We start from the raw sequence: 21,720 nt of genomic DNA, 5'->3' as shown, positions 1-21,720 counted from the left end.
GCATTTGGTCGACAAGGCGCCAGGAACTCAAAAACCATTTGCCTGTGGCCGAAAAACATACGGCTTCTTAAGGCAAATCAGATGCTTCCGACCGTTTTCAATCTCGCCCTGGGGTGGATTTCAGCCTGCGACAGCACCGTCGTCTGGGCCCGGAACCGCTCGACGAGGGAGCGTACGAAGGGACGAATTGCCGCAGACGTGACCAGCACCGGCGCTTCGCCTTCGCGCGCGGCGCGCTCGAAGGCCTCGCGCACGCCGGTCATGAATTCCGACAGCTTCGAGGGCTGCATCGCGAGGCTGCGTTCCTCGCCCTGGCCGATGATGGATTCGGCGAAGGCCTGTTCCCACCGCGCCGACAGCGCGATCAGCGGCAGATAACCGCTGTAGGAGGTGTTTTGCGCGCAGATCTGCCGCGCGAGGCGGGCGCGGACATGCTCGACCATGGTCGCGGGATTGCGCGAGAAGGCGAGCGAGTCGGCGATGCCTTCCAGGATGGTCGAGAGGTCGCGGATCGAGATGCGCTCGGCGAGCAGCAGCTGCAGCACGCGCTGGATGCCGGAGACCGTGACCTGGCCCGGCACGATGTCCTTGACCAGTTCGCCCTGCTCCTTCGGCAGCTCCTTGAGCAGCTTCTGCACCTCGCCATAGGAGAGCAGGTCCGACATGTTGGCCTTGAGCAGCTCGGTGAGGTGGGTCGAGAGCACGGTCGCGGCGTCGACGACGGTGTAGCCCTTGAGCGAGGCTTCTTCCTTGAGGCTGGCATCGACCCAGGTTGCGGGCAGGCCGAAGGTCGGCTCGGTGGTGTGGATGCCGGGCACCTGCACCTGGCTGCCGCCGGGGTCCATGACCATGAACTGGTTCGGCCAGATCTTGCCGGTGCCGGCGTCCACTTCCTTGATCTTGATGATGTAGGTGTTGGCTTCGAGCTGGACGTTATCGAGGATGCGCACGGCGGGCATCACAAAGCCCATCTCGATCGCGAGCGAGCGGCGCAGCGCCTTGATCTGCTCGGTGAGGCGGTCGGTGCCATCAGGGCCGTTGACGAGCGGCAGTAGCGCATAGCCGAGCTCGATCTTGAGATCGTCGATCTTGAGCGCGGCGGAGATCGGCTCTTCGGCCGCAGCGGCGCCAGGTGAACCCGGCGTTCCCGGAGCGGATGCGGTCTTTGCAACTTCGTCAGCCCTGGCAGTCGCCCGGTTGCGGTTGCGGGCGTGCCAGGCGAGCGCACCGGCGCCGCCGCCGAGCGCCAGGAAGGGGATGGTCGGGATACCCGGCAGCGCCGCCAGCACCAGCATGACCGCCGCGGACATCGCCAGCGCCTGCGGATAGCCGGAGAACTGTTTCATCAGCGCCTTGTCGGCGGCGCCGGACACGCCGGCCTTGGAGACGAGCAGGCCGGCCGCGGTCGAAACGATCAGCGCCGGCACCTGGGTGACGAGGCCGTCGCCGACGGTCAGCAGCGTGTAGCTGCGCCCGGCATCGGCGAAGGAGAGGCCTTGCTGCGCGACACCGATGATCATGCCGCCGACGATGTTGATGAAGACGATCAAAAGGCCCGCGATGGCATCGCCGCGGACGAATTTGGAGGCACCGTCCATGGCGCCGAAGAAGCCGCTCTCGTCCTCCAGATCCTTCCGCCGCTGCTTGGCGACCTTCTCGTCGATCAGGCCGGCGGAGAGATCGGCGTCGATCGCCATCTGCTTGCCGGGCATGGCGTCGAGGTGGAAGCGGGCGGCGACTTCGGCGATACGGCCCGAACCCTTGGTGATGACGACGAAGTTGACGATGATCAGGATGGCGAAGACGATGATACCGATGACGAAATTGCCGCCCATCACGAAGCTGCCGAAGGCTTCGATGACGTGACCGGCGGCATCCGTGCCCTCGTGCCCGTGCGACAGGATCAGGCGGGTCGAGGCCATGTTCAGCGACAGGCGCAGCATGGTCGAGATCAGGAGGACGGTCGGGAAGGCGGAGAATTCCAGCGGCGCCTGGATGAACAGCGACGTCATCAGGATCAGGATCGAGAGCGTGATCGAGATCGCCAGGAACAGGTCCAGCACGATCGCGGGCAGCGGCAGGATCAGCACTACCAGGATGGTGAGGACGCCGAGTGCCAGCGCGATATCGCCGCGCTTGAGGATGTTGCCGATCTCGGTGAGGGTCGGGAAGCCGGCGTTCGTGCTGCCTACGCCCTGTCCCGCGGTGACGTCGACCATGGTAGCTGCTCCCCCGCGCGACTGCCGTCCGCGCGCCCCAAATGTCTGCGCGGCGGCCGAAGGGCCGCCGTTTCGAAAGTGAGGCACCGCACTGGCGTCCACGGGGGACCTCCCGTTCTACGCGGCTGACGACACTCGACTTCACCCGGCAATTCTTGCCGGGTGTATGGTTAGCAAAGGGTTAACGCAGGGTGCGGCAGGAGGTCAGACCGGGGTGTTTCGGGCACCTGGCAGGGACGAAGTCGTCATGCCCGGGCTTGTCCCGCCTGCGCGGCCGAAGCCGTGGATGGCCGGGACGAGCCCGGCCATGACGTTGTGGAAGCGTTTGGCGCCGAAATCAGCTGCGGAGGACGTAGCCCTACTTCGCCTTCTGCATCGTCGTCACCGTGTACCCCGAAGCCGCCTCCTCGGCCTCGAAGGTCACCTTGTCGCCGACCTTCACCTGCTTGAGCAAAGCGGGGTCCTTGACGCGGTAGACCATGGTCATGGGTTCATCCATGCCGAGGCTTTTCGCCGGTCCGTGCTTGAGTGTGATCTTGCCGGCGCCCTCGTCGATCTTCCTGACCTCGCCGCTGATCGCGGCGCCCTGGGCCGCGAAGGCTTCGGCGGCAAGGCCGACGGTCAGCGCCAACGCTGCGGCGATACGGATGGTGCGGTTCATGGGAGTCTTCCTTGTTACTTCACGGTGACGTGGCCGACCATGCCGTAGTCGCGGTGGTCGGGAATCAGGCAGGAGAATTCGAACGTGCCGGCCTTGCTGAACTTCCAGAGGATCTCGGCCGTCTTGTTCGGTGCGAGCCTGACGCCGTTGGGGTCGTCGTGCTCCATGTGCGGATGCTTCTTCATCTCCACGGCATGCGCGAGATTCTCCTTCGTCGTGGCGAGCAGGAATTCATGGTCCTCCTTGCCGACATTGCGCAGCACGAAACGAATCTGCTCGCCGCGTTTGACCTCGATCCTGGCGGGCGCGTAGTCCATCTCGTTCAGCAGGATCTCGATCGTGCGCGCGGGCTTCCTGGGATCGCCGGGCTCGCCGGCCGAAAAGGTCCCGTGCCCGTGCTGGTCGTGGGCAAACGCCGGTGCGGTCGAAAGCGCAGCCAGCGCAAGTCCGAGTTTGATTGTCTTCTTCATCTTGTTCTCCAGTTGGTGGTTCATCGAAACGCTCACATCTTCATGTTCTTCATCGGCGCGCCTTGCTGCCGCGCCGGCTCTGCGGCCGGTGGCGTGACCTCGTAGGCGACGGTGCCTTGCGGGAATTGGTAGGGGCCGGGATCGCGGTAATCGTCGCGCGCAAGATCCTCGCGGATCTTCATCACCGTGAACATGCCGCCCATCTCGATCGGGCCGAACTGACCGGTGCCGGTCATCATCGGCAGCGTGTTGTCGGGCGCGGGCATCTCCATGTTGCCCATGGCCATGCCGGTCGAGCCCATCGCCATGCTGTCAGGTGCGAGCTTGCCGACCGCCTTGGCGAGGTCCTTGCGCGACACGCCGATCAGATTGCGCACCTCGTGCCCCATCGCGTTCATGGTGTGGTGCGACTTGTGGCAATGGAACGCCCAGTCGCCGGGATTGTCGGCGAGCACGTCGAACACGCGCACCGCGCCGACCGGCACGTCGGTGGTTGTCTCCGGATATTGCGCGCTCTCCGGAATCCAGCCGCCATCGGTGCAGGTCACCGCAAAGCTGTGGCCGTGCAGATGAATCGGATGGTTGGTCATGCTAAGATTGCCGATGCGCACGCGCACCTTGTCGCCGAGCCTGACCGGCAAGGGATCGATGCCGGGAAACACCCGCGAATTCCAGGTCCACATGTTGAAGTCGGTCATCTCGTTGACCTGCGGCAGGTATGTGCCGGGATCGACGCGATAGGTGCTCATCACGAAGACGAAGTCGCGGTCGACGGGCCGGAAGCTTTGATCGCGCGGATGCACGACGACCATGCCCATCATGCCCATCGCCATCTGCACCATCTCGTCGGAATGCGGGTGGTACATGAAGGTCCCGCTCTTCTTCATCTCGAACTCGTAGACGAAGGTTTTTCCCGGCTGGATGTGCGGCTGCGTCAGTCCGCCGACACCGTCCATGCCGCTGGGAATGATCATGCCGTGCCAGTGCACGGTGGTGTATTCGGGCAGTCTGTTGGTGACGAAGACGCGGACCTTGTCGCCTTCGACCGCCTCGATGGTCGGGCCCGGCGACTGGCCGTTATAGCCCCACAGATTCACTTTCATGCCCTCGGCGAATTCCCGCACCACGGGTTCGGCGACGAGATGGAATTCCTTCCAGTCGCCGTTCATGCGGAACGGCAGCGACCAGCCGTTCAGCGTGACCACGGGGCGATAGTCCGGGCCGCTGATCGGGTGCAGCGGCGGCTGCATCACCACCTTGTCCATGTGAGGCGCTTCAGGAATGGACGCGGCCTGCACACGGCCGCTGACGGCTGACGCGCTGGCAAGCGCGGCGGTGCCCAAAAATCCTCGGCGGGAAAACATGTTGGCCTCCATCTCAGTGGCCGCCATCGGCAGGCGCTGCCGCGGCGATGGTGGTTGAAGTGTCGCCGCCCGACGCAGGTGCGCCGCCGCCGTTGACGGCGGTCTGGAGGTCGGACTGGGCGAGGAAGAATTTTTGCTTGGCATCGATCGCGCCGCGCAGCGACGCCAGGCGCTGCCGCGCTTCGGTGAGTAGCGCGAAAATATCGACCTGCATGCTGGAGAAGCGCAGCTGCATCTCCTCCGTGATGATTTTTCGCAAGGGGAGGATTTCGCGCTGATAGTGGCTGGCGATGTCGTAGCTGGAGCGATAGACCCGATAGGCATCGCGCGCCTCGGAGCGAACGTTCACGGCGCGCTCGGTCAGGCGGTTGAAGGCGAGATTGTAGGTCTCCGCCGCCTGCCGCACGCGCACCTCGCCGCCGTCGAAGATCGGGATCTGGAACTGCACGTCAAAACCGCGTTCGCGGAACGGCGGGCCCTCGGGATCCTGGGTGCGGCGGGAGATGCCGGCGAGGTCGAGCAGCGTGACGAAGCGCATCGCCTTGGTGAGGTTGAGCGACTTTGCCAGCGCCGTCAGCTCCAGCCGTGCGATCTGAAGATCGATACGATGGGCAACCGCATCGGCCTCGATCGAGGGCAGTGCCTGCGGCCGGCGCGGCAGCGGCGGCAGTTGATCGGGCAGACGGAAGTCGAGGCCGCCGTCCCACAGCCCCATCAGGCGCGCGAGCCTTTCGCGCGCGCTCGTTGCCGCCTGCCGCGCGGTGGCGAGGTCGGCCGTGGTCTCGGCGTAAAACACCTGCTCGCGGGCCTGATCGAGCTTGTTGATCGAGCCGGTCTCGCCGAGTTTGACCGCGAGCTGCGCGGTCGATTCCGCCGTCGCCTTCGCGTCGGTGAGCAGCGCCACCATTTCGTTTCCGGCGACCGCACGGACATAGGCGCGCCGGACATCGGCGGCCAACCGCAGCGTCGCCAACGCCGCGCGCAATTGCGCCTGACGGAAACGGTCGCGGGCGATGTCGGAGCGGAACGGCAGCGTGGCCAGCGCGAGGATGTCGCCGACCACCTGACGCTCTATCTCGCTCGCGCCATTGCCTGCGATGCGCGAGATCGAGAACACGGGATTGGGCGGCAGGCTCTGCTCGACGAGTTCGGTCTCGGCCAGCGCCAGCTCGTTATAGGTCGCTTGCAGTCCCTTGTTGTTGAGCAGCGCGATCTGCACGGCCGTCTCGGTGGTCAGCGTGCGCGCCAGCAAGCGGCGGACGGTCGCGTTGACGGCCTCCGCACCTTCGGCCGTTCGCACGAAGGCGACGTCCTTGTTGATGGTCTGGCTGGTGAGGTCCGAGACCGTCGTCATGCCTCCGTCCGGCGAGAATGCCATGCAGCCGGAGAGTCCCAGCGCAGTGAGCACGAGCAGGCCCCGCGCAAAATGATGCGTCATGGCGCGCCCCTACCGGTCTTGCTTCGGCTGCGGTGCGACAGCGTCGTTGCGGTCGCGCCATGGCCCCGGCGTCGCAGGTCGCAGGCTGGTATAGGGCGCGATGGTCGACCGATAGCTGGCGCGTGCGACCTTTGCCGCAGGATCGGCAGGATCGGCGCCAGCAATTTGCGTCGTTGCCGGCATGCAGCCCGACAGCGCGAGCGCAAGCACGAGCAGCAGCGGCCAATTGAATCGAAAGTGTCGTCCACGCGCCGCGGGTGCGGCGGCGAACTTCGCCCCGGAAAGCGTAAGCATGAGTCATCCCTGATCTGTCGTAGAGACCACAGGTTCGCGCGCGCGGATGCGCGTGCGGTCCTGACGTCGTCGCGTCAGATCAGGCGATGGGAGGGCGGTAGCGCTGAGGCGGCGCCGCGCTGTGCAGGCTGACCACGATCTCGGGCGCGCAGGCGGAAATCGGCTGCAGTGGTTTGGCGATGCCGGGCAGGTCGGCCGGCAGGGCGCTCACGCACATCATCGCGCAGCACGGGCCAGCCTTGCCGTCATGGTGATGTTGGGTGGGCGCATCCTGTGCGGCAGCCTGGTGATGCGCATGCATGCCTGCGTGGTCATGCGACACACCGTCATGCACGTGGCCGGCCTGCATCTGGTGATGTACCGGCACGAGATCGGCGAGGAGCGCGTCGTCGAGGCACGGCGCCGGGCCGCTGCCCCAGGCGAGGGCTGCTGCCGGCGCGAGCACGCAGAACAGATAGGCGAGGGCGATGATCCGCCCCACCCTGATCCGCATCGATCGCGTCAATCGCAACAGCATTCCGCCGACAGGCTCCTCGCGCGGCAATGTTGCACACGCAGATTGCAAACTAATGGCAAAGCGCGGCTTCGCCAAGCATCTTCTTACCGCAGTGCACCGCGCATGCCCAATATCGCGGCACGTTGCTTGACCGCGCGGCGATCAGCGAACATGGTCCGGCCTGTGCACGCGCCAAATCTTCCAGGACAGAGACCGGCCTCATTCACCCCTGATTCGCGTCAGGCTTGGGTGCGGCTGTTGCTCGCGCTGCTGATCGGTTCGGTCGGTGGCGTCGGCATGTGGGCGGTCGTCGTGGTGATTCCCGTCGTGCAGACCGAGTTCGCCGCCACGCGAGCAGCTGTGTCGCTGGCCTTCACACTGATGATGTTCGGTTTCGGCCTTGGCGGCGTGATCGCCGGCAAGATCACCGACAAGTTCGGCATCGTGCCGGCGATGGCGATCAGCATCGCTTTCATCGGCGTTGCCAACGTGCTGGCGGGGCTCTCGACCCAGCTCTGGCAGTTCGTTGCGGCCTATTTCCTGATCGGGCTCGGCACCTCGGCGACCTTCGCGCCTCTGATGGCGGAGGCCTCGCACTGGTTCGAGCGCTATCGCGGACTTGCCGTGACCATCGTCGCGAGCGGCAATTACGTCGCGGGCACGATGTGGCCGCCGCTCATCAGCGAGGGCATGCAGACGATCGGCTGGCGCACCACGCATATCGGCATCGCCCTCGTTTGCGTGGTTTTGATGACGATCCTGGTGCTGGTCCTGCGCGCACAGATGGGCGACGACAAGGTCCGCAATCACGCCAATGCGCGCCCGCCGCAGGTCGATCTCAAGCTTTCGACCAACACGCTGACCGTGCTGCTCTCGATCGCCAGCATCTCCTGCTGCGTCGCCATGGCGATGCCGCAGGTGCACATCGTCGCCTATTGCGGCGATCTCGGTTACGGCGTGGCGCGTGGCGCCGAGATGCTGTCGCTGATGATGGCCTGCGGCATCGTCAGCCGTATCGGCTCGGGCTACCTTGCCGACAAGATCGGCGGCATCCGCACGCTGCTGGTCGGATCGCTGGCGCAGGGCTTTGCGCTGGTGTTCTATCTGTTCTTCGACAGCCTGACTTCGCTCTATCTGATCTCCGCGATGTTCGGCCTGTTTCAGGGCGGCATCGTGCCGAGCTACGCCATCATCGTGCGCGAGGCGATGCCGGCGAGCGAGGCGGCAACCCGCGTCGGCATCGTGATCTTCGCCTCGGTGTTCGGCATGTCCTTCGGCGGCTGGGTGTCGGGCGTCATCTTCGACGCGACGGGCTCCTATGCTGCGGCGTTCGCGAACGGGGTGGCCTGGAACGCCCTCAATGTCGGCATCGTGCTGACGCTGCTGATCCGGTCGCGAATGAACGCGGTCGAGACGGGACCGGGTTTTGCGACCTAAACTTCTCGCCCCAGCTTCAGCAGCGAGCAGCCGGTGATCTTGTAGCTGCCGTCCGCCTGCTGCTCGAGCGTGTAGAGCGCCTCCCAGGCTTCGCCATTGGCATCGATGATGTGGACGTGCTGGGAGATCCAGTTGCCTTCGCTCTTGCTCTCGCCAAACTCAAAACTCTTGTGCCGGTAGACCGGCGCGTAGCCGTTTTGCACCATGGACATGAAAATGTCAGGGGCGGGGAAGATTTCTCTGATCGCCGGCGCGGCGTGGGAATAGGCCGCCGCAGCATCGTCGCGCGCGAAAGCCTGTTCCTGGGCGCGGATGACGCCTTGCGCCGCCGCGACGTCGCCGGCGCGTGCTGAGACGGAGCTGAAGATAACGCTGATAGCGACGAGCAAGGCGACGATGCGCATGACAGGCTCCGCGTTGAAATCCCGGCGATGCCAATCCTAGCACGACCTCAGGGAAATACGGCGTGCTATCGCTTCCGTTTCACCGCCGGCTTCGTAGGCTTGGCGGCACGCGCCTTGGCCTTGCCGGCCGGCTGCACCCGCAGCCCGTCCACGAACACGTCGAGCATGCGCAGCACCGAGGATTGCCAGCCGGGCTGGTCGTGCATGTAACACATGCCGACGAGTGCCCTGAGCAGATCCTCCGGGCTGACATCGCCGCGCATCTGGCCGGCCGCGACTGCGCGGTCGAGCAGCGAGCCGATCGCCTTGGTGAGCCGGTCCATCGAGAACGCCGCGAGTTCCGATGAGCTCTGGAACGTCAGCGCCAGCGCGGCCGACATGCCCTTTTTTGTGGCAACGAATTCGACGTTGGAGCGCAGCCAGCGCCGCAGCGCATCGACCGGGTCCTTGGCGTTCTTCAATTGCTCGGCAAGCTCGCTGAGCTGCTCGACCTCGCGCCGGTACACCGCCTCGAACAAATCCTCGCGAGTTGGAAAATGCCGATAGAGCGTGCCGATGCCGACGCCGGCGCGTTTGGCGACGGCTTCCAGGCTTGCCTCGGGACCGCCCGCGTTGAACACGATTTTCGCCGCCTCGAGCACGCGCTCGCGATTGCGCACGGCGTCGGCGCGAGGCTTCCGAATCTGGTCGGTCTGGTCGTCCATGGCGGTAATGTAGATCACGAATTGGTTAGATTGAACCCTAGCAAGGCTGCATCGCGTTGTATGCGCACGGGCTTTCGACGAATTCCAAATATTTTCAGGCAGCCCTTGTTAACCGGAGGGTGCCTCCGTATCTTCCTTGAGATGTTGGCTGGGTTCCGCCTGGCCAACGCATATCGACAGCGGCCACGGAGGTGGCGCGCTGAGCGATGACTCATGTCCATATCTGATCGGAGCCCTGTATGAACCACTCCATCAGCCTCACCGTGAACGGTGCGCGGCGCGACTTCGTCCTCGACGATCCGCGCGTCACGCTGCTCGATCTCCTGCGTGAGCGCCTCCATCTGACCGGAACCAAGAAGGGATGCGATCGCGGCCAGTGCGGCGCCTGCACCATTCTCGTCGACGGCAAGCGCATCAACTCCTGTCTTGCTCTCGCCATCAGCCATGATGGCGCCGACATCCTCACCATCGAAGGCGTGGCGCGCGGCGACCAGCTTCATCCCGTCCAGGCGGCCTTCATCGCACATGACGGCTTTCAGTGCGGCTTCTGCACGCCCGGCCAGATCATGAGCGCGATCGGCATGATGCAAGAGGCGCAGGCCGGCAACGATCCCGAGCGCATCCGCGAATGCATGAGCGGCAATCTCTGCCGCTGCGGCGCTTATGCCGGCATCGTCGATGCCGTGCTGGAAGCCCAGGCCGGCACGGACGAATCCAATCAGAGGCGCTCCGCATGAAACCGTTCGATTATGTCAGGCCGGCCACAGTGGCCGAGGCCGTTGCGGCGGCCGCTAAGCCGGGCGCTGTTTATCTCGCCGCCGGCACCAATCTGCTCGATCTGATGAAGGGCGGCGTCAGCCGACCGGATCGGCTGGTCGATGTCACGCATCTCGACGGACTCGATCAGATCGAGACTCTCGCCGACGGATCGTTGCGCATCGGCGCGCTGGTGAGTAACGCCGATCTCGCGCATGACGCAAACTTCGCAAGATCCTATCCGGCCGTCGCCGAGGCGCTGCTGTCCGGTGCGTCCGCGCAACTGCGCAATGCCGCGACCGTCGGCGGTAATCTGCTGCAACGGACGCGCTGCGCGTATTTCTACGACACCGCCAGCCGCTGCAACAAGCGCGAGGCGGGCTCGGGCTGCGACGCGCGCGAGGGCGAGAACCGCACCCATGCCGTGCTCGGCTGGAGCGAAAGCTGTATCGCTACGCATCCGTCGGACTTCTGCGTGCCTCTGGTCGCGCTTGACGCCGTCGTCGAGATCGAGGGCAGGAACGGCCGCCGCGAGATCGCGCTCGACGCGCTGCATCGCCTGCCGGGCCATACGCCCGAGCGTGAATCGGCGCTCGAGCCCGGCGACCTCATCGTCGCGGTGCGGCTGCCGCCTGCGGCGCGCGGCTTCGCCGCGCATGCGCGCTACCTCAAGATTCGTGAGCGCACGTCTTACGCCTTCGCCGTTGTCTCGGCCGCGGCTGCGTTGCGGATCGAGAACGGCAAGATCGCGGAGGCGCGGCTGGCGCTCGGCGGCGTCGCCGCAAAGCCCTGGCGTGCCCGCGCCGCGGAAGATGTGCTCAAGGGCGTCGCGCCGACGAGCGACGCTTTTCAGGAAGCCGCCTGGCGCGCGCTTACCGACGCAAAGCCGTCCGGCGACAACGCCTTCAAGATCGAGCTCGCACGCCGCATCGTCGTGCGTGCGCTGACCCTTGCCGCCGCTGGTACGCCCGCGCGTATTCCCGCGCTGCCGGCCTCTCCCTTTGCCTCGACGTCCGGAGCCATCCATGCCTGAGCTTAATCTATCCAGCTCTCCCGCCCATCTGCGCCACGGCTCCAGCATCGGCCAGCCGCTGACCCGCCGCGACGGCGTCCTCAAGGTCAAGGGGCAGGCGACCTACGCCGCCGACAACCATCCGCCCGGCATGCTGTTTGCCGTGATGGCCGTCGCCAGCATCGCGCACGGCCGCGTCACCTCGCTTGATGTCGCTGCCGCAAAACGCCATCCCGGTGTCGTCGACGTCATGACACCAGACCACAAGCCGCAGCTCGCAATCGATCCGGAGATCAAGACCAATCCGTTCGTGTTCCGGATGGAGGTCTTGCAGAGCAACGAGGTCCGCTACGCCAACCAGCCCATCGCCGTCGTGATCGCCGAGACGCTTGAGGCAGCGACGGAAGGCGCGGTGCTGCTGGCGCCGCGCTACGAGACGCTGCCCGCGCTGGTCGGCCTCGATGCCGGCGAGAGTTATGTGCCGCCGGTCGTCGGCGTCGGCAACCCCACCGAAAATCACCTCGGCGATGTCGAGGCGGGTCTTGCCGCGGCCGAGAAGCAGATCGACGCGATTTACGAAACGCCGCCGCAATATCACAACGCGATGGAGCCGCATGCGATTGTGGCCGCATGGAATGGCGACAGTCTGCAGATCGACATGCCGACCCAGGGTCTCATGCTGTCGCTTGCGCGCGTTGCCGAATTGTTCGGCATCGCGCATGACAAGATCCACATCCGCAGCCCTTTCCTCGGCGGTGGCTTTGGCTCGAAGGGGCTGATGGCTGGTCCGCCGGTCCTCGGCATCATGGCGGCAAAGCTGGTCGGCAAGCCGGTCAAGCTGGTGCTGCGCCGTGAGCAGATGTACGGCCCGGTCGGTCACCGTGCACCGACGCGTCAGCGGCTGCGCATTGGCACGGACGGCGAAGGGCGCCTGACTGCGCTCGATCATCACGCCCGGACCGTGTCGAGCACGTTCGATGATTTCTACGAGCCGGCCGCGGATGCCTCGCATACGCTCTACACCAGCCCGGCGATCCGCACCTCGCATGACGCCGTGCGCGTCAACACCGGCACGCCGCTGTTCATGCGTGCGCCCGGCGAGGCCACCGGCTCGATCGCGCTCGAAAGCGCGATCGACGAGATGGCCTGGGCCTGCGGCATCGATCCGCTGGCTTTCCGCCTGAAGAACTACGCCGAGGTCGAGCCGATCACTGGCAAGCCGTTCTCGTCCAAGGCGCTGCGTGCCTGCTACGAGCAGGGCGCGGCGCGGTTCGGCTGGTCGAAGCGTTCGCTCCAGCCGCGGCAGATGCGCGACGATGCTGGCCTTCTCGTCGGCTGGGGCATGGGCACCGCGACCTTCCCGGCGCTGATGTTCCAGGCCGAAGCGCGCGCGGTGCTCCGCCGCGACGGTAGTGGCGCGATGGAGATCGGCGCGCATGACATGGGGCAGGGCGCCTGGACGGCACTCGCGCAGATCGCGGCCGACGAACTCGGGCTCGACATCGACCGTGTCGAGTTCAAGGCTGGTTCATCCGACCTGCCCGACGCGGGCATCGCCGGCGGCTCGGCGCACACCGCGACCGCGGGTGCTGCGATCCACAGTGCCGGTGCGGCCGTCGTCGCAAAACTCGCCGATCTCGCCACCAACGACGAGCGCTCGCCGTTGTTTGGTGCCGGCAATGCCGGCGTGATCGCGCGCGATGGCCGGTTGATCCGGCGCGACGACGAGACCCGTGGCGAGAGCTACGTCGAGATCCTCGCGCGCGCGGGCGTTGCCGAACTCGAAGCCCGCGGCACCGGAGCGCCGAACCCTGCGGCGATGGAAGAGTATGCGATGCACGCGCATGGTGCGGTGTTTGCGGAGGTGAAGGTCGATCCCGAGCTCGGCCAGGTCCGCGTCACCCGCATGGTCGGTGCGTTCGCGGCGGGGCGCATCGTCAATCCGCATCTGGTGAAGAGCCAGCTGTTCGGCGGCATGATCTGGGGCATGTCCTTCGCGCTGCATGAGGAAGCCATCACCGACCGCCGCAGCGGCCGGATCATGAATGCCAATCTCGGCGAGTACCATATCCCCGTGAATGCCGACGTGCCGCCGCTCGACGTGATCATGGTCGAGGAGCACGATCCGCATGTGAATGCGCTCGGCATCAAGGGCGTCGGGGAGATCGGTATCACCGGCAGCGCCGGCGCGGTCGCCAACGCGGTGTGGCATGCGACCGGCGTGCGTGTCCGCCGCTTTCCGATCAAGATCGAGGAGTTGTTGACGCAGCGCTGAGGCAAAAAGGCGGGACGAGATCTTCTCGTTCCGCCGCGTCCTGCTAATGCAGTTTCTTGCGGAGCGCCTTCAGCGCTTCTCGCTGCGTCTCGATGTAGTCGGCAATAGCCTTACGCAGCTCCTGCGAATGGAGCTTGTCGGTGTCGCGCTGCACTTCATCGAGCGCGGCCTCTGCATTGGCGAGCGTGATCTTCATCTTCGAGCCCAGTTATGAAGCGGCGCCGGAATGTCTCTCGGCTTGGGTTCGCAACATATAGAGGGTCGACGCGCGGAGATTGAGATGCCTCAAGATCCGTAAGATACCGGGGCACTCCGTAAGATTCCGGATAATGTCGATGCGCCTCAAAACGTCGGCGGCGTGCAGGCCGAGATCACTTCGCACGGCTTGCCGCCGACGCAGCGGAAGCGATGCGGGCGACGGCTCTCGAAGTAGTAGGCATCGCCGGGATTGAGGATGCGGCGCTCGTCCTCGACGGTGACTTCGAGCTTGCCCGAGATCACGATGCCGCCTTCCTCGCCGTCATGGACGAGGTGAACGCGTCCGGTGTCGCTGCCGGGCTCGTATCGCTCTTTCAAGATCTGCAAGCTGCGGCCGAACAGATTGTCGCCGATCTGGCGATACGAGATCGGCTTCTTGCCGACCTCGGTCAGCTCCTCGGCGCGGTAGAAAATCTTGCGCCGTGACTCCGGCTCCAGCGCGAAAAACTCGGCGAGCCCCATCGGGATGCCGTCGAGGATGCGCTTGAGCGCGCCGACCGACGGGTTCATCTGGTTGGATTCGATCAGCGAGATCGTCGAATTGGTGACGCCGGCGCGCTTGGCGAGCTCGCGCTGCGACAGCTTGTGGTGCGCCCGGATGAATCGCAGCCGTCTACCGATGTCGACGCTCATGCCCCTGGTCCCTGTTGCAGGTGTTGCGGATCGCGCAAATATGGACCGGCAGCCCCAGTGAAATCAATGGCTTGCAGGTGACCAGAAAAGGACTTGTTGCGCTTCCGAAGCCGTGCCTCTGCTATCCCGTCAGCAAAGGAGCGTGGCCCGTGACCCTTCATCAGATTCCGAACACTATCAATACCGACTCGTTCTGGATGCCGTTCACGGCCAACCGTCAGTTCAAGAAGGCGCCGCGCCTGTTCTCCTCGGCCGAGGGCATGCACTACACCACCGTCGACGGCCGCAAGGTGATCGACGGCTCCGCCGGCCTCTGGTGCGTCAATGCCGGTCACGGCCGCAAGCAGATCGCCGCAGCGGTCGAGCGCCAGCTGATGACGCTGGACTTCGCGCCGTCGTTCCAGATGGGCCATCCGCTGGCATTCGACTTCGCCGAGCGTCTCGCCGAGATCGCGCCGAAGGGCCTCGACCGCATCTTCTTCACTAACTCCGGCTCCGAGTCGGTCGACACCGCGCTGAAGATCGCGCTCGCCTATCACCGCGCCAACGGCCAGGCGAGCCGCACCCGTTTGATCGGCCGCGAGCGCGGCTATCACGGCGTCGGCTTCGGCGGCATGTCGGTCGGCGGCATGGTCGCCAATCGCCGCGCCTTCGCCACCCATCTTCCGGGCGTCGACCACATCCGCCACACCCACGATCTCACCCGCAACGCCTTCGCCAAGGACCAGCCTGAGCATGGCGCCGAGCTCGCCGACGATCTCGAGCGTCTGGTCGGCCTGCACGGCGCCGAGACGATCGCGGCCGTTATCGTCGAGCCGGTGCCGGGCTCGACCGCGGTGCTGCCGCCGCCGAAGGGCTATCTCAAGCGCCTGCGCGAGATCTGCGACAAGCACGGCATCCTCCTCATCTTCGACGAGGTCATCACCGGCTTCGGCCGCCTCGGCACGCCATTCGCCGCCGACTTCTTCGGCGTCACGCCGGACCTGATGACGACGGCCAAGGGCATCACCAACGGCACCATTCCCTGCGGCGCGGTGTTCGCGAGCCGCAAGGTTCACGACGGCCTGATGGTCGGCCCGGAGAACCAGATGGAGCTGTTCCACGGCTACACCTATTCGGCGCATCCGACGGCCTGCGCCGCCGGCATCGCGACGCTCGACATCTACAAGGACGAGGGCCTGCTGACGCGCGGTGCGTCGATTGCCGAATACTGGGGCGATGCGCTGCATTCGCTGAAGGGTCTGCCGAACGTCGTCGACATCCGCAATTGCGGCCTGATGGGCGCGGTAGAGCTGTCGTCGCGTGACGGTGCGGTCGGCGCGCGTGGTTACGACGTCATGGTCGATTGCTTCAATCGCGGTCTGTACTTCCGCATGAGCGGCGATAGCTTCGCGCTGTCGCCCCCGCTCATCGTCGAGAAGAGCCATATCGACGATATGGTCTCGATCCTCGGCGACGCCATCAAGCGGGTGGCCTGATAATTGCTCTCGCCGTTGCGGAGTTTGTTCTTGCAGCGGCGAGCGTGATGCCGCGGGAGTTTGACGAAGCGTGAAAGTTCTGATCCTCGGCAGCGGTGTCATCGGTGTCACCTCTGCCTACTACCTTGCGCGTGCCGGTCATGAGGTGACGGTCGTCGACCGTCAGCCCGAGCCGGCGCTGGAGACCTCTTTCGCCAACGCGGGCGAGGTGTCGCCCGGCTATTCGTCGCCCTGGGCCGGTCCCGGCGTGCCGGTGAAGGCGATCAAATGGCTGCTGATGAAGCACGGCCCGCTGGTGATCCGGCCGAAGCTCGATCCTGTCATGTGGGTCTGGCTCTCCAAGATGCTGCGCAACTGCACCAGCGCGCGTTACGCGGTCAACAAGAGCCGGATGATCCCGATCGCGGAATACAGCCGCGATTGCCTGCGCGACCTGCGCCGCGACATCGGCATCCAGTATGACGAGCGCTCGCAGGGCACGCTGCAGCTTTTCCGCCACCAGGCGCAGCTCGATGGCACCGGTGAGGACATCGCCGTGCTCAAGCAGTATGGCGTTCCTTTCGAGGTGTTGAGCCGGGAGGGCTGCATCGCGGTCGAGCCGGCGCTCGCCGCCGTGAAGGAGAAGTTCGCCGGCGGGCTTCGCTTGCCGCAGGACGAGACCGGCGACTGCCACATGTTCACGCAGGCGCTGGCCAAGCATGCCGAAGCGCTCGGTGTGCGCTTCATGTTCAACACCGGCATCGATCGCATCGTCACGGATGGCGCGCGCGTCAGTGGTGTCGTGACCAGTGCGGGCTCGTTGCAGGCCGATGCCTACGTTCTCGCGCTCGGAAGCTGGTCGTCGCGGCTCGTTGCACCGCTTGGCATCTCATTGCCGGTCTATCCGGTGAAGGGCTATTCGATCACGGTGCCGATCAAGGACGCCTCCGGCGCGCCGGAATCGACCGTGATGGACGAGAGCTACAAGGTCGCGATCACCCGCCTCGGCAATCGCATCCGCGTCGGCGGCACTGCCGAGATATCCGGCTATTCGAGCCAGCTCTACGACGCCCGCCGCGCCACGCTCGATCACTCGCTGACCGATCTGTTCCCGCGCGGCGGCGATCTCTCCAAGGCGACGTTCTGGAGCGGCCTGCGTCCGATGACGCCGGACGGCCCGCCGGTGATCGGCCCGACGCAATACGGCAACCTCCACCTCAACACCGGCCATGGCACGCTCGGCTGGACCATGTCCTGCGGCTCCGGCCGCGTGCTCGCGGACATGCTGTCGGGCAGGAAGCCGGAGGTCGATGTGAGTGCGCTGACGGTGGACCGGTACAAGTATCGGTTCGGCTAAGACTCCATCCGCCCGTCATTGCGAGGAGCGAAGCGACGAAGCAATCCAGAGTGCCTCCGCGGAGAAAGTCTGGATTGCTTCGCTTCGCTCGCAATGACGATGTGGAGACGTCGCGGCTTTTCTTACTTTCGCCGTGCGCGGTGGAAGGTGAGCACGGGCTTACCCCGCGCCCGTCACGCAATTCACCCACAGCACCACAGCCTTCGCATCATTGGCCGGATTGGAAAACCGGTGCGGCCTTCGGCTAGCGAACCGAAAACTGTCGCCCGTCTTCAGCGACCACGTCTCGCTGTCCACCGTCAGCATCATCTCGCCTTCGAGCACGAGGCCGGCTTCCTCGCCGTCATGGGTATAGAGTTCGTCGCCCGCGGAGCCGCCGGGATCGATATGCACCAGGAACAGGTTGAGCCGGTTGTCGCTGCCCGCAGCGCTCAGCAGTTGCTTCGAAATTCCGCTGCGCCAGAGTTTCAGTTCCGGCCGCTGAAGCCCGCGCGTCACCACCTGGTCGGAGGCACCGTCGGGACTTGGGCTCGCACCGAACAAAGCGGCCATGCCGACGCCGAGCACGTCGGAGAGCGTTGCCAGCACGCGCAGCGATGGCGACGACAGGCCGCGCTCGATCTGGCTGAGGAAGCCGATCGACAGGTCGGTGCGCGCCGCGACGGTCTCGAGCGAGAATTGTCTGACACGCCTGAGATCGCGGATACGGCGGCCGACCGCGACATCCATCGCGGGCTCGGCCGGCTTGGTGGTAGCCTTGGCTTTCACCTTCGCCGGCTTTGCGGCGGCCGGTTTGCGCATTCTTTTGCCACCGCTCACGTCAAACCGCTTCCTTCATGTGCATGAAAACCGCTTGCATCGCCCGCGAAAGTGTGACCAAATTTTCATATTGGTGAAAATAGGCCGAAACGGCTTGGCCCGCAACGTCTGATCACGACATGCGCGAGCGCCGACATCGGCCAAGCCCAAAGGGGGATGCGATGAAGCGTTTTGGTCTGGCCGCGGTCGCGGCGCTCGCGATTGCAGCGGCGATGCCGGCTTCGGCGCAGCAGGCGTTGAAGGTCGGCTCGACGCCGACAGGCATTCCCTTCACCTTCCTCGACACCAAGACCAACACCATCCAGGGCATCATGGTCGACATCGTCACCGAGATCGGCAAGGACGCCGGCCTCAGCGTGCAGATCGAGCCGATGGCGTTCTCGGCGCTGATCCCGTCGCTCACATCGGGCAAGATCGACATGATTGCGGCGGCGATGTTCATCACCGCGCCGCGCAAGGAGGTCGTCGACTTCTCCGATCCGATCTACACCTACGGCGAAGGCCTGGTGGTCCCGAAGAGCGACACCAAGGCCTATGCCACGCAGGATGATCTGAAGGGCGAGACGGTCGGCGCCCAGGTCGGCACCGCCTTCGTCGATGCGCTGAAGAAGTCCGGCCTGTTCGCCGACGTCAAGGCCTACGACACCATCCCTGACATCCTGCGCGACGTGAACACCGGTCGCCTCAAGGCCGGCTACGCCGACTATCCGATCCTCGCCTACAATCTGAAGCAGGGTGGTTTCCCTGAGGTACGTCTCGTCGACGGCTACAAGCCCGTCACCGTCGGCTCGGTCGGCATCGGCGTCCGCAAGGGCGAGGCCGCGCTGCTCGGCAAGATCAACGCCTCGTTGGCGAAGCTGAAGGCCAACGGCACCATCGACAAGATCCTCGAGAAGTGGGGTCAGAAGGCGCAGGGTTGATCGACAGAGGCTGGTAAGGCTGACCGATGAAAGGCTTCTGGCACGACGCCGTCGAATTCTTCCCGATCCTGATGAGCGGTGTCGCGCTGACGATCGTCGTCACCATCGGCTCGCTGCTGCTCTCGACGGTGCTGGGTCTGATCTGGGCGATGATGCGGGTCTCCGGCATCAAGGTGCTGTCGATGCTCAGCGCCAGCCTGATCAACGTGATCCGCGGCATCCCGATCATCGTGCTGTTGTTCTACCTCTATTTCGTGATGCCGGATCTCGGCGTCACGCTGTCGGCCTTGCAGGCCGCGATCCTCGGGCTCGGCATCGCCTATTCGGCCTACCAGGCCGAGAATTTCCGTGCGGGCATCGAGGCGATCGACAAGGGCCAGATCGAGGCGGCGCAGTCGATCGGCATGGGCTGGTGGCTCACCATGCGCCGCGTGGTGTTGCCCCAGGCGGTGCGCATCGTGCTGCCGCCTTATGGCAACGTCATGATCATGATGCTGAAGGATTCGTCGCAAGCCTCCACCATCACGGTCGCCGAGCTCGCGTTGCAAGGCAAGCTGATCGCATCCTCGACCTTCAAGAACACCAATGTGTTCACGCTGGTGGCGCTGATGTATCTCACCATGAGCATCCCGCTGATCCTGCTGGTCCGTCACTTCGAGAAGCGGGCGGGCAAGAAATGATCGAGCTCACCGACGTCCACAAGAGCTTTGGCCAGAACGAGGTGCTCAAGGGCATCACGGCCTCCGTCCAGAAGGGTGAGGTGGTCTGCATCATTGGCCCCTCGGGCTCCGGCAAGTCGACGATCCTGCGCTGTATCAATGGGCTGGAAAGCTACGACCGCGGCGAGATCAACGTCGAGGGGCTGAAGGTCGACCGCGATGCGTCCTCCATCGTGAAGGTCCGCACCCAGGTCTCGATGGTGTTCCAGCGCTTCAACCTGTTCCCGCATCGCACCGTGCTGGAAAACGTCGTCGAAGGCCCGCTCTTTGTAAAGAAGGAGCCGCGTGCGCAGGTGCTCGAGCGCGGCCGCGCGCTGCTCGGTCAGGTGGGCCTCGCCGAAAAGGCCGACGCGCATCCGCCGCAGCTCTCCGGCGGCCAGCAGCAGCGCGTCGCCATCGCGCGCGCGCTCGCGATGCAGCCAAAGGCGATCCTGTTCGACGAGCCGACCTCGGCGCTCGATCCCGAACTGGTCGGTGACGTGCTCGGCGTGATGCGCAAGCTCGCCGATGACGGCATGACCATGGTCGTCGTCACCCACGAGATGGGCTTTGCCCGCGACGTCGCCGACCGCGTGCTGTTCATCGACGGCGGCGTCATCGTCGAGCAGGGCGCGGCGAAGGCCGTCCTCAATCAACCCCAGCACCCGCGCACGCAGGACTTTTTGCGCCGCGTGCTGCATCCGCTCTGATCGGTCCTCGTCATGACTACGCGCCTGCCTCTGCCGCCCTCGCTCTATGCCGACACCGCCGTCGCGCCGGTTGCCACGCCGCCGCTCGACGCGGACAAGACCGTCCCCGTCGCGATCGTCGGCGGCGGCTACACCGGTCTGTCCACGGCCTTGCATCTGGCGGAGCGAGGTGTCGAGGCGCTGGTGCTGGAGGCGCAGGAACCTGGTTGGGGCGCATCGGGCAATAATGGTGGTCACACCAATCCCGGCTTGAAGCATGACCCCGATCAGATCGAGGCCGATTTCGGCGCCGAGCTCGGCCGCCGCATGATCGACTTCTCCTACGGCACGACCAATTTCACGCACGACCTGATCCGCCGTTACCAGATCCCCTGCGAAGCGCGGCAGAATGGCACGCTGCGCGCGGCCTACAACGAGGCCAGCGCCGCCGCGATCGAGAAGACGGCGCAGCAATGCATGCGCCGCGGCATGCCGGTGCAATATCTGAACCGCGAGCAGTTGCGCGAGATGACCGGCACGGACCGCTACATCGGCGCCATGCTGGACTCGCGCGGCGGCGATCTGCATCCGCTCAGCTACGCCCGTGGCCTCGCGCGCGCCGCGATTTCCGCGGGCGCGAAGGTCCATGGCGAAACGCCGGCGCTGTCGCTCCGTCGCGACGGCGCGCGCTGGCGCATCGAGACGCCGCGCGCGGTGGTGCATGCCGACAAGGTCCTGCTCGCCACCAACGGCTTCACCGACGATCTCTGGCCGGCGCTCCGCCGTACCATCGTGCCGGTATTCTCTTCGATTGCCGCCACCGCGCCGCTCTCCGACGCGGTCGCCCGCTCGATCATGCCGACACGGCCGGTGCTCTACGAGAGCGGTCATATCACCGTCTATTATCGGATCGATCAAAACAACCGCCTGCTGATGGGCGGCCGCGGCCCGATGCGCTGGATCAAGTCGCCCAACGACGTCGCCTATCTCATGCGTTATGCCGAGCGGCTATGGCCGCAGCTCAAGGGCGCCGCCTGGACGCATGGCTGGAACAGCCGGCTCGCCATCACCAAGGATCATTATCCGCATGTGCACGAGCCGGCGGAGAGCGTCCTGATCTCGCTCGGCTGCAATGGCCGCGGCGTCGCGCTCTCGACCGCGATGGGCGCGCAGCTCGCGCGCCGGCTGATCGGCGGTGCCAAGGCTGAGATCGACATGCCCGTCACGGGTATCAAGCCGATTCCGATGCACGCATTTTGGCCCTTGGGGGTTGCGACTGCTGTGATCACGGGCCGGGTGCGGGATCGGCTGGGCGTTTGAAGAAGAAGGCGCCGCCCCGTCAGGAGCGACGCCTTGCAT

General features: G+C 65.2%; 22 protein-coding genes. 10 read left to right on the top strand and 12 right to left on the bottom strand.

The window, feature by feature from the left end:
• Positions 1-77 precede the first annotated feature (77 nt).
• The 7 genes from flhA to ABIB99_RS39125 all read right to left on the bottom strand — a co-directional run bounded on the left by flhA (position 78) and on the right by ABIB99_RS39125 (position 6,963).
• Complete coding sequence (gene flhA / locus ABIB99_RS39155) at positions 78-2,219, bottom strand: flagellar biosynthesis protein FlhA (RefSeq protein ID WP_063985393.1); 2,142 nt, start codon at positions 2,217-2,219, stop codon at positions 78-80.
• Positions 2,220-2,577: 358 nt separating this feature from the next.
• The gene (locus tag ABIB99_RS39150; RefSeq protein ID WP_354098094.1) at positions 2,578-2,880 is read right to left on the bottom strand and encodes a copper-binding protein; all 303 of its coding nucleotides are present in this window, start codon (positions 2,878-2,880) and stop codon (positions 2,578-2,580) included.
• Positions 2,881-2,894: 14 nt separating this feature from the next.
• The gene (locus ABIB99_RS39145) at positions 2,895-3,350 is read right to left on the bottom strand and encodes a cupredoxin domain-containing protein (protein ID WP_028149531.1); all 456 of its coding nucleotides are present in this window, start codon (positions 3,348-3,350) and stop codon (positions 2,895-2,897) included.
• Between the two features lie 32 nt (positions 3,351-3,382).
• A complete protein-coding gene (locus ABIB99_RS39140) occupies positions 3,383-4,714 on the bottom strand; it encodes a copper oxidase (protein ID WP_071917707.1) in 1,332 nt (443 codons plus the stop codon).
• Positions 4,715-4,727: 13 nt separating this feature from the next.
• Complete coding sequence (locus ABIB99_RS39135; protein WP_354181074.1) at positions 4,728-6,152, bottom strand: TolC family protein; 1,425 nt, start codon at positions 6,150-6,152, stop codon at positions 4,728-4,730.
• A 9-nt stretch (positions 6,153-6,161) separates the two neighbouring features.
• Positions 6,162-6,446, bottom strand: coding sequence for a hypothetical protein (locus ABIB99_RS39130; protein WP_166349710.1), 285 nt, complete (start codon positions 6,444-6,446; stop codon positions 6,162-6,164).
• A 79-nt stretch (positions 6,447-6,525) separates the two neighbouring features.
• Positions 6,526-6,963: a hypothetical protein gene (locus ABIB99_RS39125; protein ID WP_166349713.1), complete on the bottom strand. Its 438-nt coding sequence runs from the start codon at positions 6,961-6,963 to the stop codon at positions 6,526-6,528.
• Between the two features lie 150 nt (positions 6,964-7,113).
• Here ABIB99_RS39125 and ABIB99_RS39120 point away from each other — a divergent pair, with 150 nt between their 5' ends.
• Positions 7,114-8,379: an MFS transporter gene (locus tag ABIB99_RS39120; RefSeq protein ID WP_354181071.1), complete on the top strand. Its 1,266-nt coding sequence runs from the start codon at positions 7,114-7,116 to the stop codon at positions 8,377-8,379.
• Here the strand turns inward: ABIB99_RS39120 and ABIB99_RS39115 are convergent.
• Positions 8,376-8,783, bottom strand: a complete 408-nt coding sequence (locus tag ABIB99_RS39115; protein WP_166349719.1) for a DUF4864 domain-containing protein — start codon at positions 8,781-8,783, stop codon at positions 8,376-8,378. The genes ABIB99_RS39120 and ABIB99_RS39115 overlap by 4 nt on opposite strands.
• Before the next feature lie 65 nt (positions 8,784-8,848).
• Positions 8,849-9,487 (bottom strand): TetR/AcrR family transcriptional regulator, encoded by a 639-nt coding sequence (locus ABIB99_RS39110; RefSeq protein ID WP_175618283.1) that lies wholly within the window; start codon positions 9,485-9,487, stop codon positions 8,849-8,851.
• A 239-nt stretch (positions 9,488-9,726) separates the two neighbouring features.
• On the opposite strand from ABIB99_RS39110, the gene ABIB99_RS39105 reads away from it, so the two are divergent.
• The 3 genes from ABIB99_RS39105 to ABIB99_RS39095 are packed head-to-tail and all read left to right on the top strand — an operon-like array spanning position 9,727 to position 13,530.
• Positions 9,727-10,224: a (2Fe-2S)-binding protein gene (locus ABIB99_RS39105; RefSeq protein ID WP_041955025.1), complete on the top strand. Its 498-nt coding sequence runs from the start codon at positions 9,727-9,729 to the stop codon at positions 10,222-10,224.
• The gene (locus ABIB99_RS39100; protein WP_166349723.1) at positions 10,221-11,276 is read left to right on the top strand and encodes an FAD binding domain-containing protein; all 1,056 of its coding nucleotides are present in this window, start codon (positions 10,221-10,223) and stop codon (positions 11,274-11,276) included. Before ABIB99_RS39105 ends, ABIB99_RS39100 begins: the two co-directional genes overlap by 4 nt.
• Positions 11,269-13,530: a xanthine dehydrogenase family protein molybdopterin-binding subunit gene (locus tag ABIB99_RS39095; protein ID WP_354181068.1), complete on the top strand. Its 2,262-nt coding sequence runs from the start codon at positions 11,269-11,271 to the stop codon at positions 13,528-13,530. The genes ABIB99_RS39100 and ABIB99_RS39095 overlap by 8 nt, the downstream gene beginning before the upstream one ends.
• A gap of 43 nt (positions 13,531-13,573) precedes the next feature.
• Here the strand turns inward: ABIB99_RS39095 and ABIB99_RS39090 are convergent, their stop codons facing one another.
• Positions 13,574-13,726 (bottom strand): hypothetical protein, encoded by a 153-nt coding sequence (locus ABIB99_RS39090; protein ID WP_166082130.1) that lies wholly within the window; start codon positions 13,724-13,726, stop codon positions 13,574-13,576.
• Positions 13,727-13,872: 146 nt separating this feature from the next.
• The gene (locus ABIB99_RS39085) at positions 13,873-14,421 is read right to left on the bottom strand and encodes a cupin domain-containing protein (RefSeq protein WP_231144261.1); all 549 of its coding nucleotides are present in this window, start codon (positions 14,419-14,421) and stop codon (positions 13,873-13,875) included.
• Positions 14,422-14,570: 149 nt separating this feature from the next.
• Here ABIB99_RS39085 and aptA point away from each other — a divergent pair, with 149 nt between their 5' ends.
• Together aptA and ABIB99_RS39075 are read left to right on the top strand one after the other, a co-directional pair.
• A complete protein-coding gene (gene aptA / locus ABIB99_RS39080) occupies positions 14,571-15,899 on the top strand; it encodes an omega-aminotransferase AptA (RefSeq protein ID WP_354181065.1) in 1,329 nt (442 codons plus the stop codon).
• 70 nt (positions 15,900-15,969) lie between these two features.
• Positions 15,970-17,235 carry a D-amino acid dehydrogenase gene (locus ABIB99_RS39075; protein ID WP_063985383.1) on the top strand — a complete coding sequence of 422 codons (1,266 nt, stop codon included), beginning with the start codon at positions 15,970-15,972 and terminating at the stop codon, positions 17,233-17,235.
• 159 nt (positions 17,236-17,394) lie between these two features.
• Here ABIB99_RS39075 and ABIB99_RS39070 read toward each other — a convergent pair whose 3' ends face one another.
• Positions 17,395-18,036: a helix-turn-helix domain-containing protein gene (locus ABIB99_RS39070; RefSeq protein ID WP_063985382.1), complete on the bottom strand. Its 642-nt coding sequence runs from the start codon at positions 18,034-18,036 to the stop codon at positions 17,395-17,397.
• Between the two features lie 179 nt (positions 18,037-18,215).
• Between ABIB99_RS39070 and ABIB99_RS39065 the strand changes: the two genes are divergently transcribed.
• Genes ABIB99_RS39065 through ABIB99_RS39050 form a run of 4 tightly spaced genes read left to right on the top strand, consistent with a single transcriptional unit; the run spans position 18,216 to position 21,681 of the window.
• Complete coding sequence (locus ABIB99_RS39065) at positions 18,216-18,974, top strand: ABC transporter substrate-binding protein (RefSeq protein WP_063985381.1); 759 nt, start codon at positions 18,216-18,218, stop codon at positions 18,972-18,974.
• Positions 18,975-19,000: 26 nt separating this feature from the next.
• The gene (locus tag ABIB99_RS39060; RefSeq protein ID WP_014497665.1) at positions 19,001-19,654 is read left to right on the top strand and encodes an amino acid ABC transporter permease; all 654 of its coding nucleotides are present in this window, start codon (positions 19,001-19,003) and stop codon (positions 19,652-19,654) included.
• Positions 19,651-20,382, top strand: coding sequence for an amino acid ABC transporter ATP-binding protein (locus ABIB99_RS39055; protein ID WP_063985380.1), 732 nt, complete (start codon positions 19,651-19,653; stop codon positions 20,380-20,382). Before ABIB99_RS39060 ends, ABIB99_RS39055 begins: the two co-directional genes overlap by 4 nt.
• Positions 20,383-20,394: 12 nt before the next feature.
• Entirely contained in the window at positions 20,395-21,681 is a 1,287-nt protein-coding gene (locus ABIB99_RS39050) for an NAD(P)/FAD-dependent oxidoreductase (protein ID WP_063985379.1), read from the top strand.
• Positions 21,682-21,720: the final 39 nt, after the last annotated feature.

Source organism: Bradyrhizobium sp. LA6.1 (assembly GCF_040547805.1).
Taxonomy (GTDB): Bacteria; Pseudomonadota; Alphaproteobacteria; order Rhizobiales; family Xanthobacteraceae; genus Bradyrhizobium; species Bradyrhizobium barranii.
Note: the sequence above shows the minus strand (reverse complement) of the source record. Positions and strands in the feature narration are given on the sequence as shown.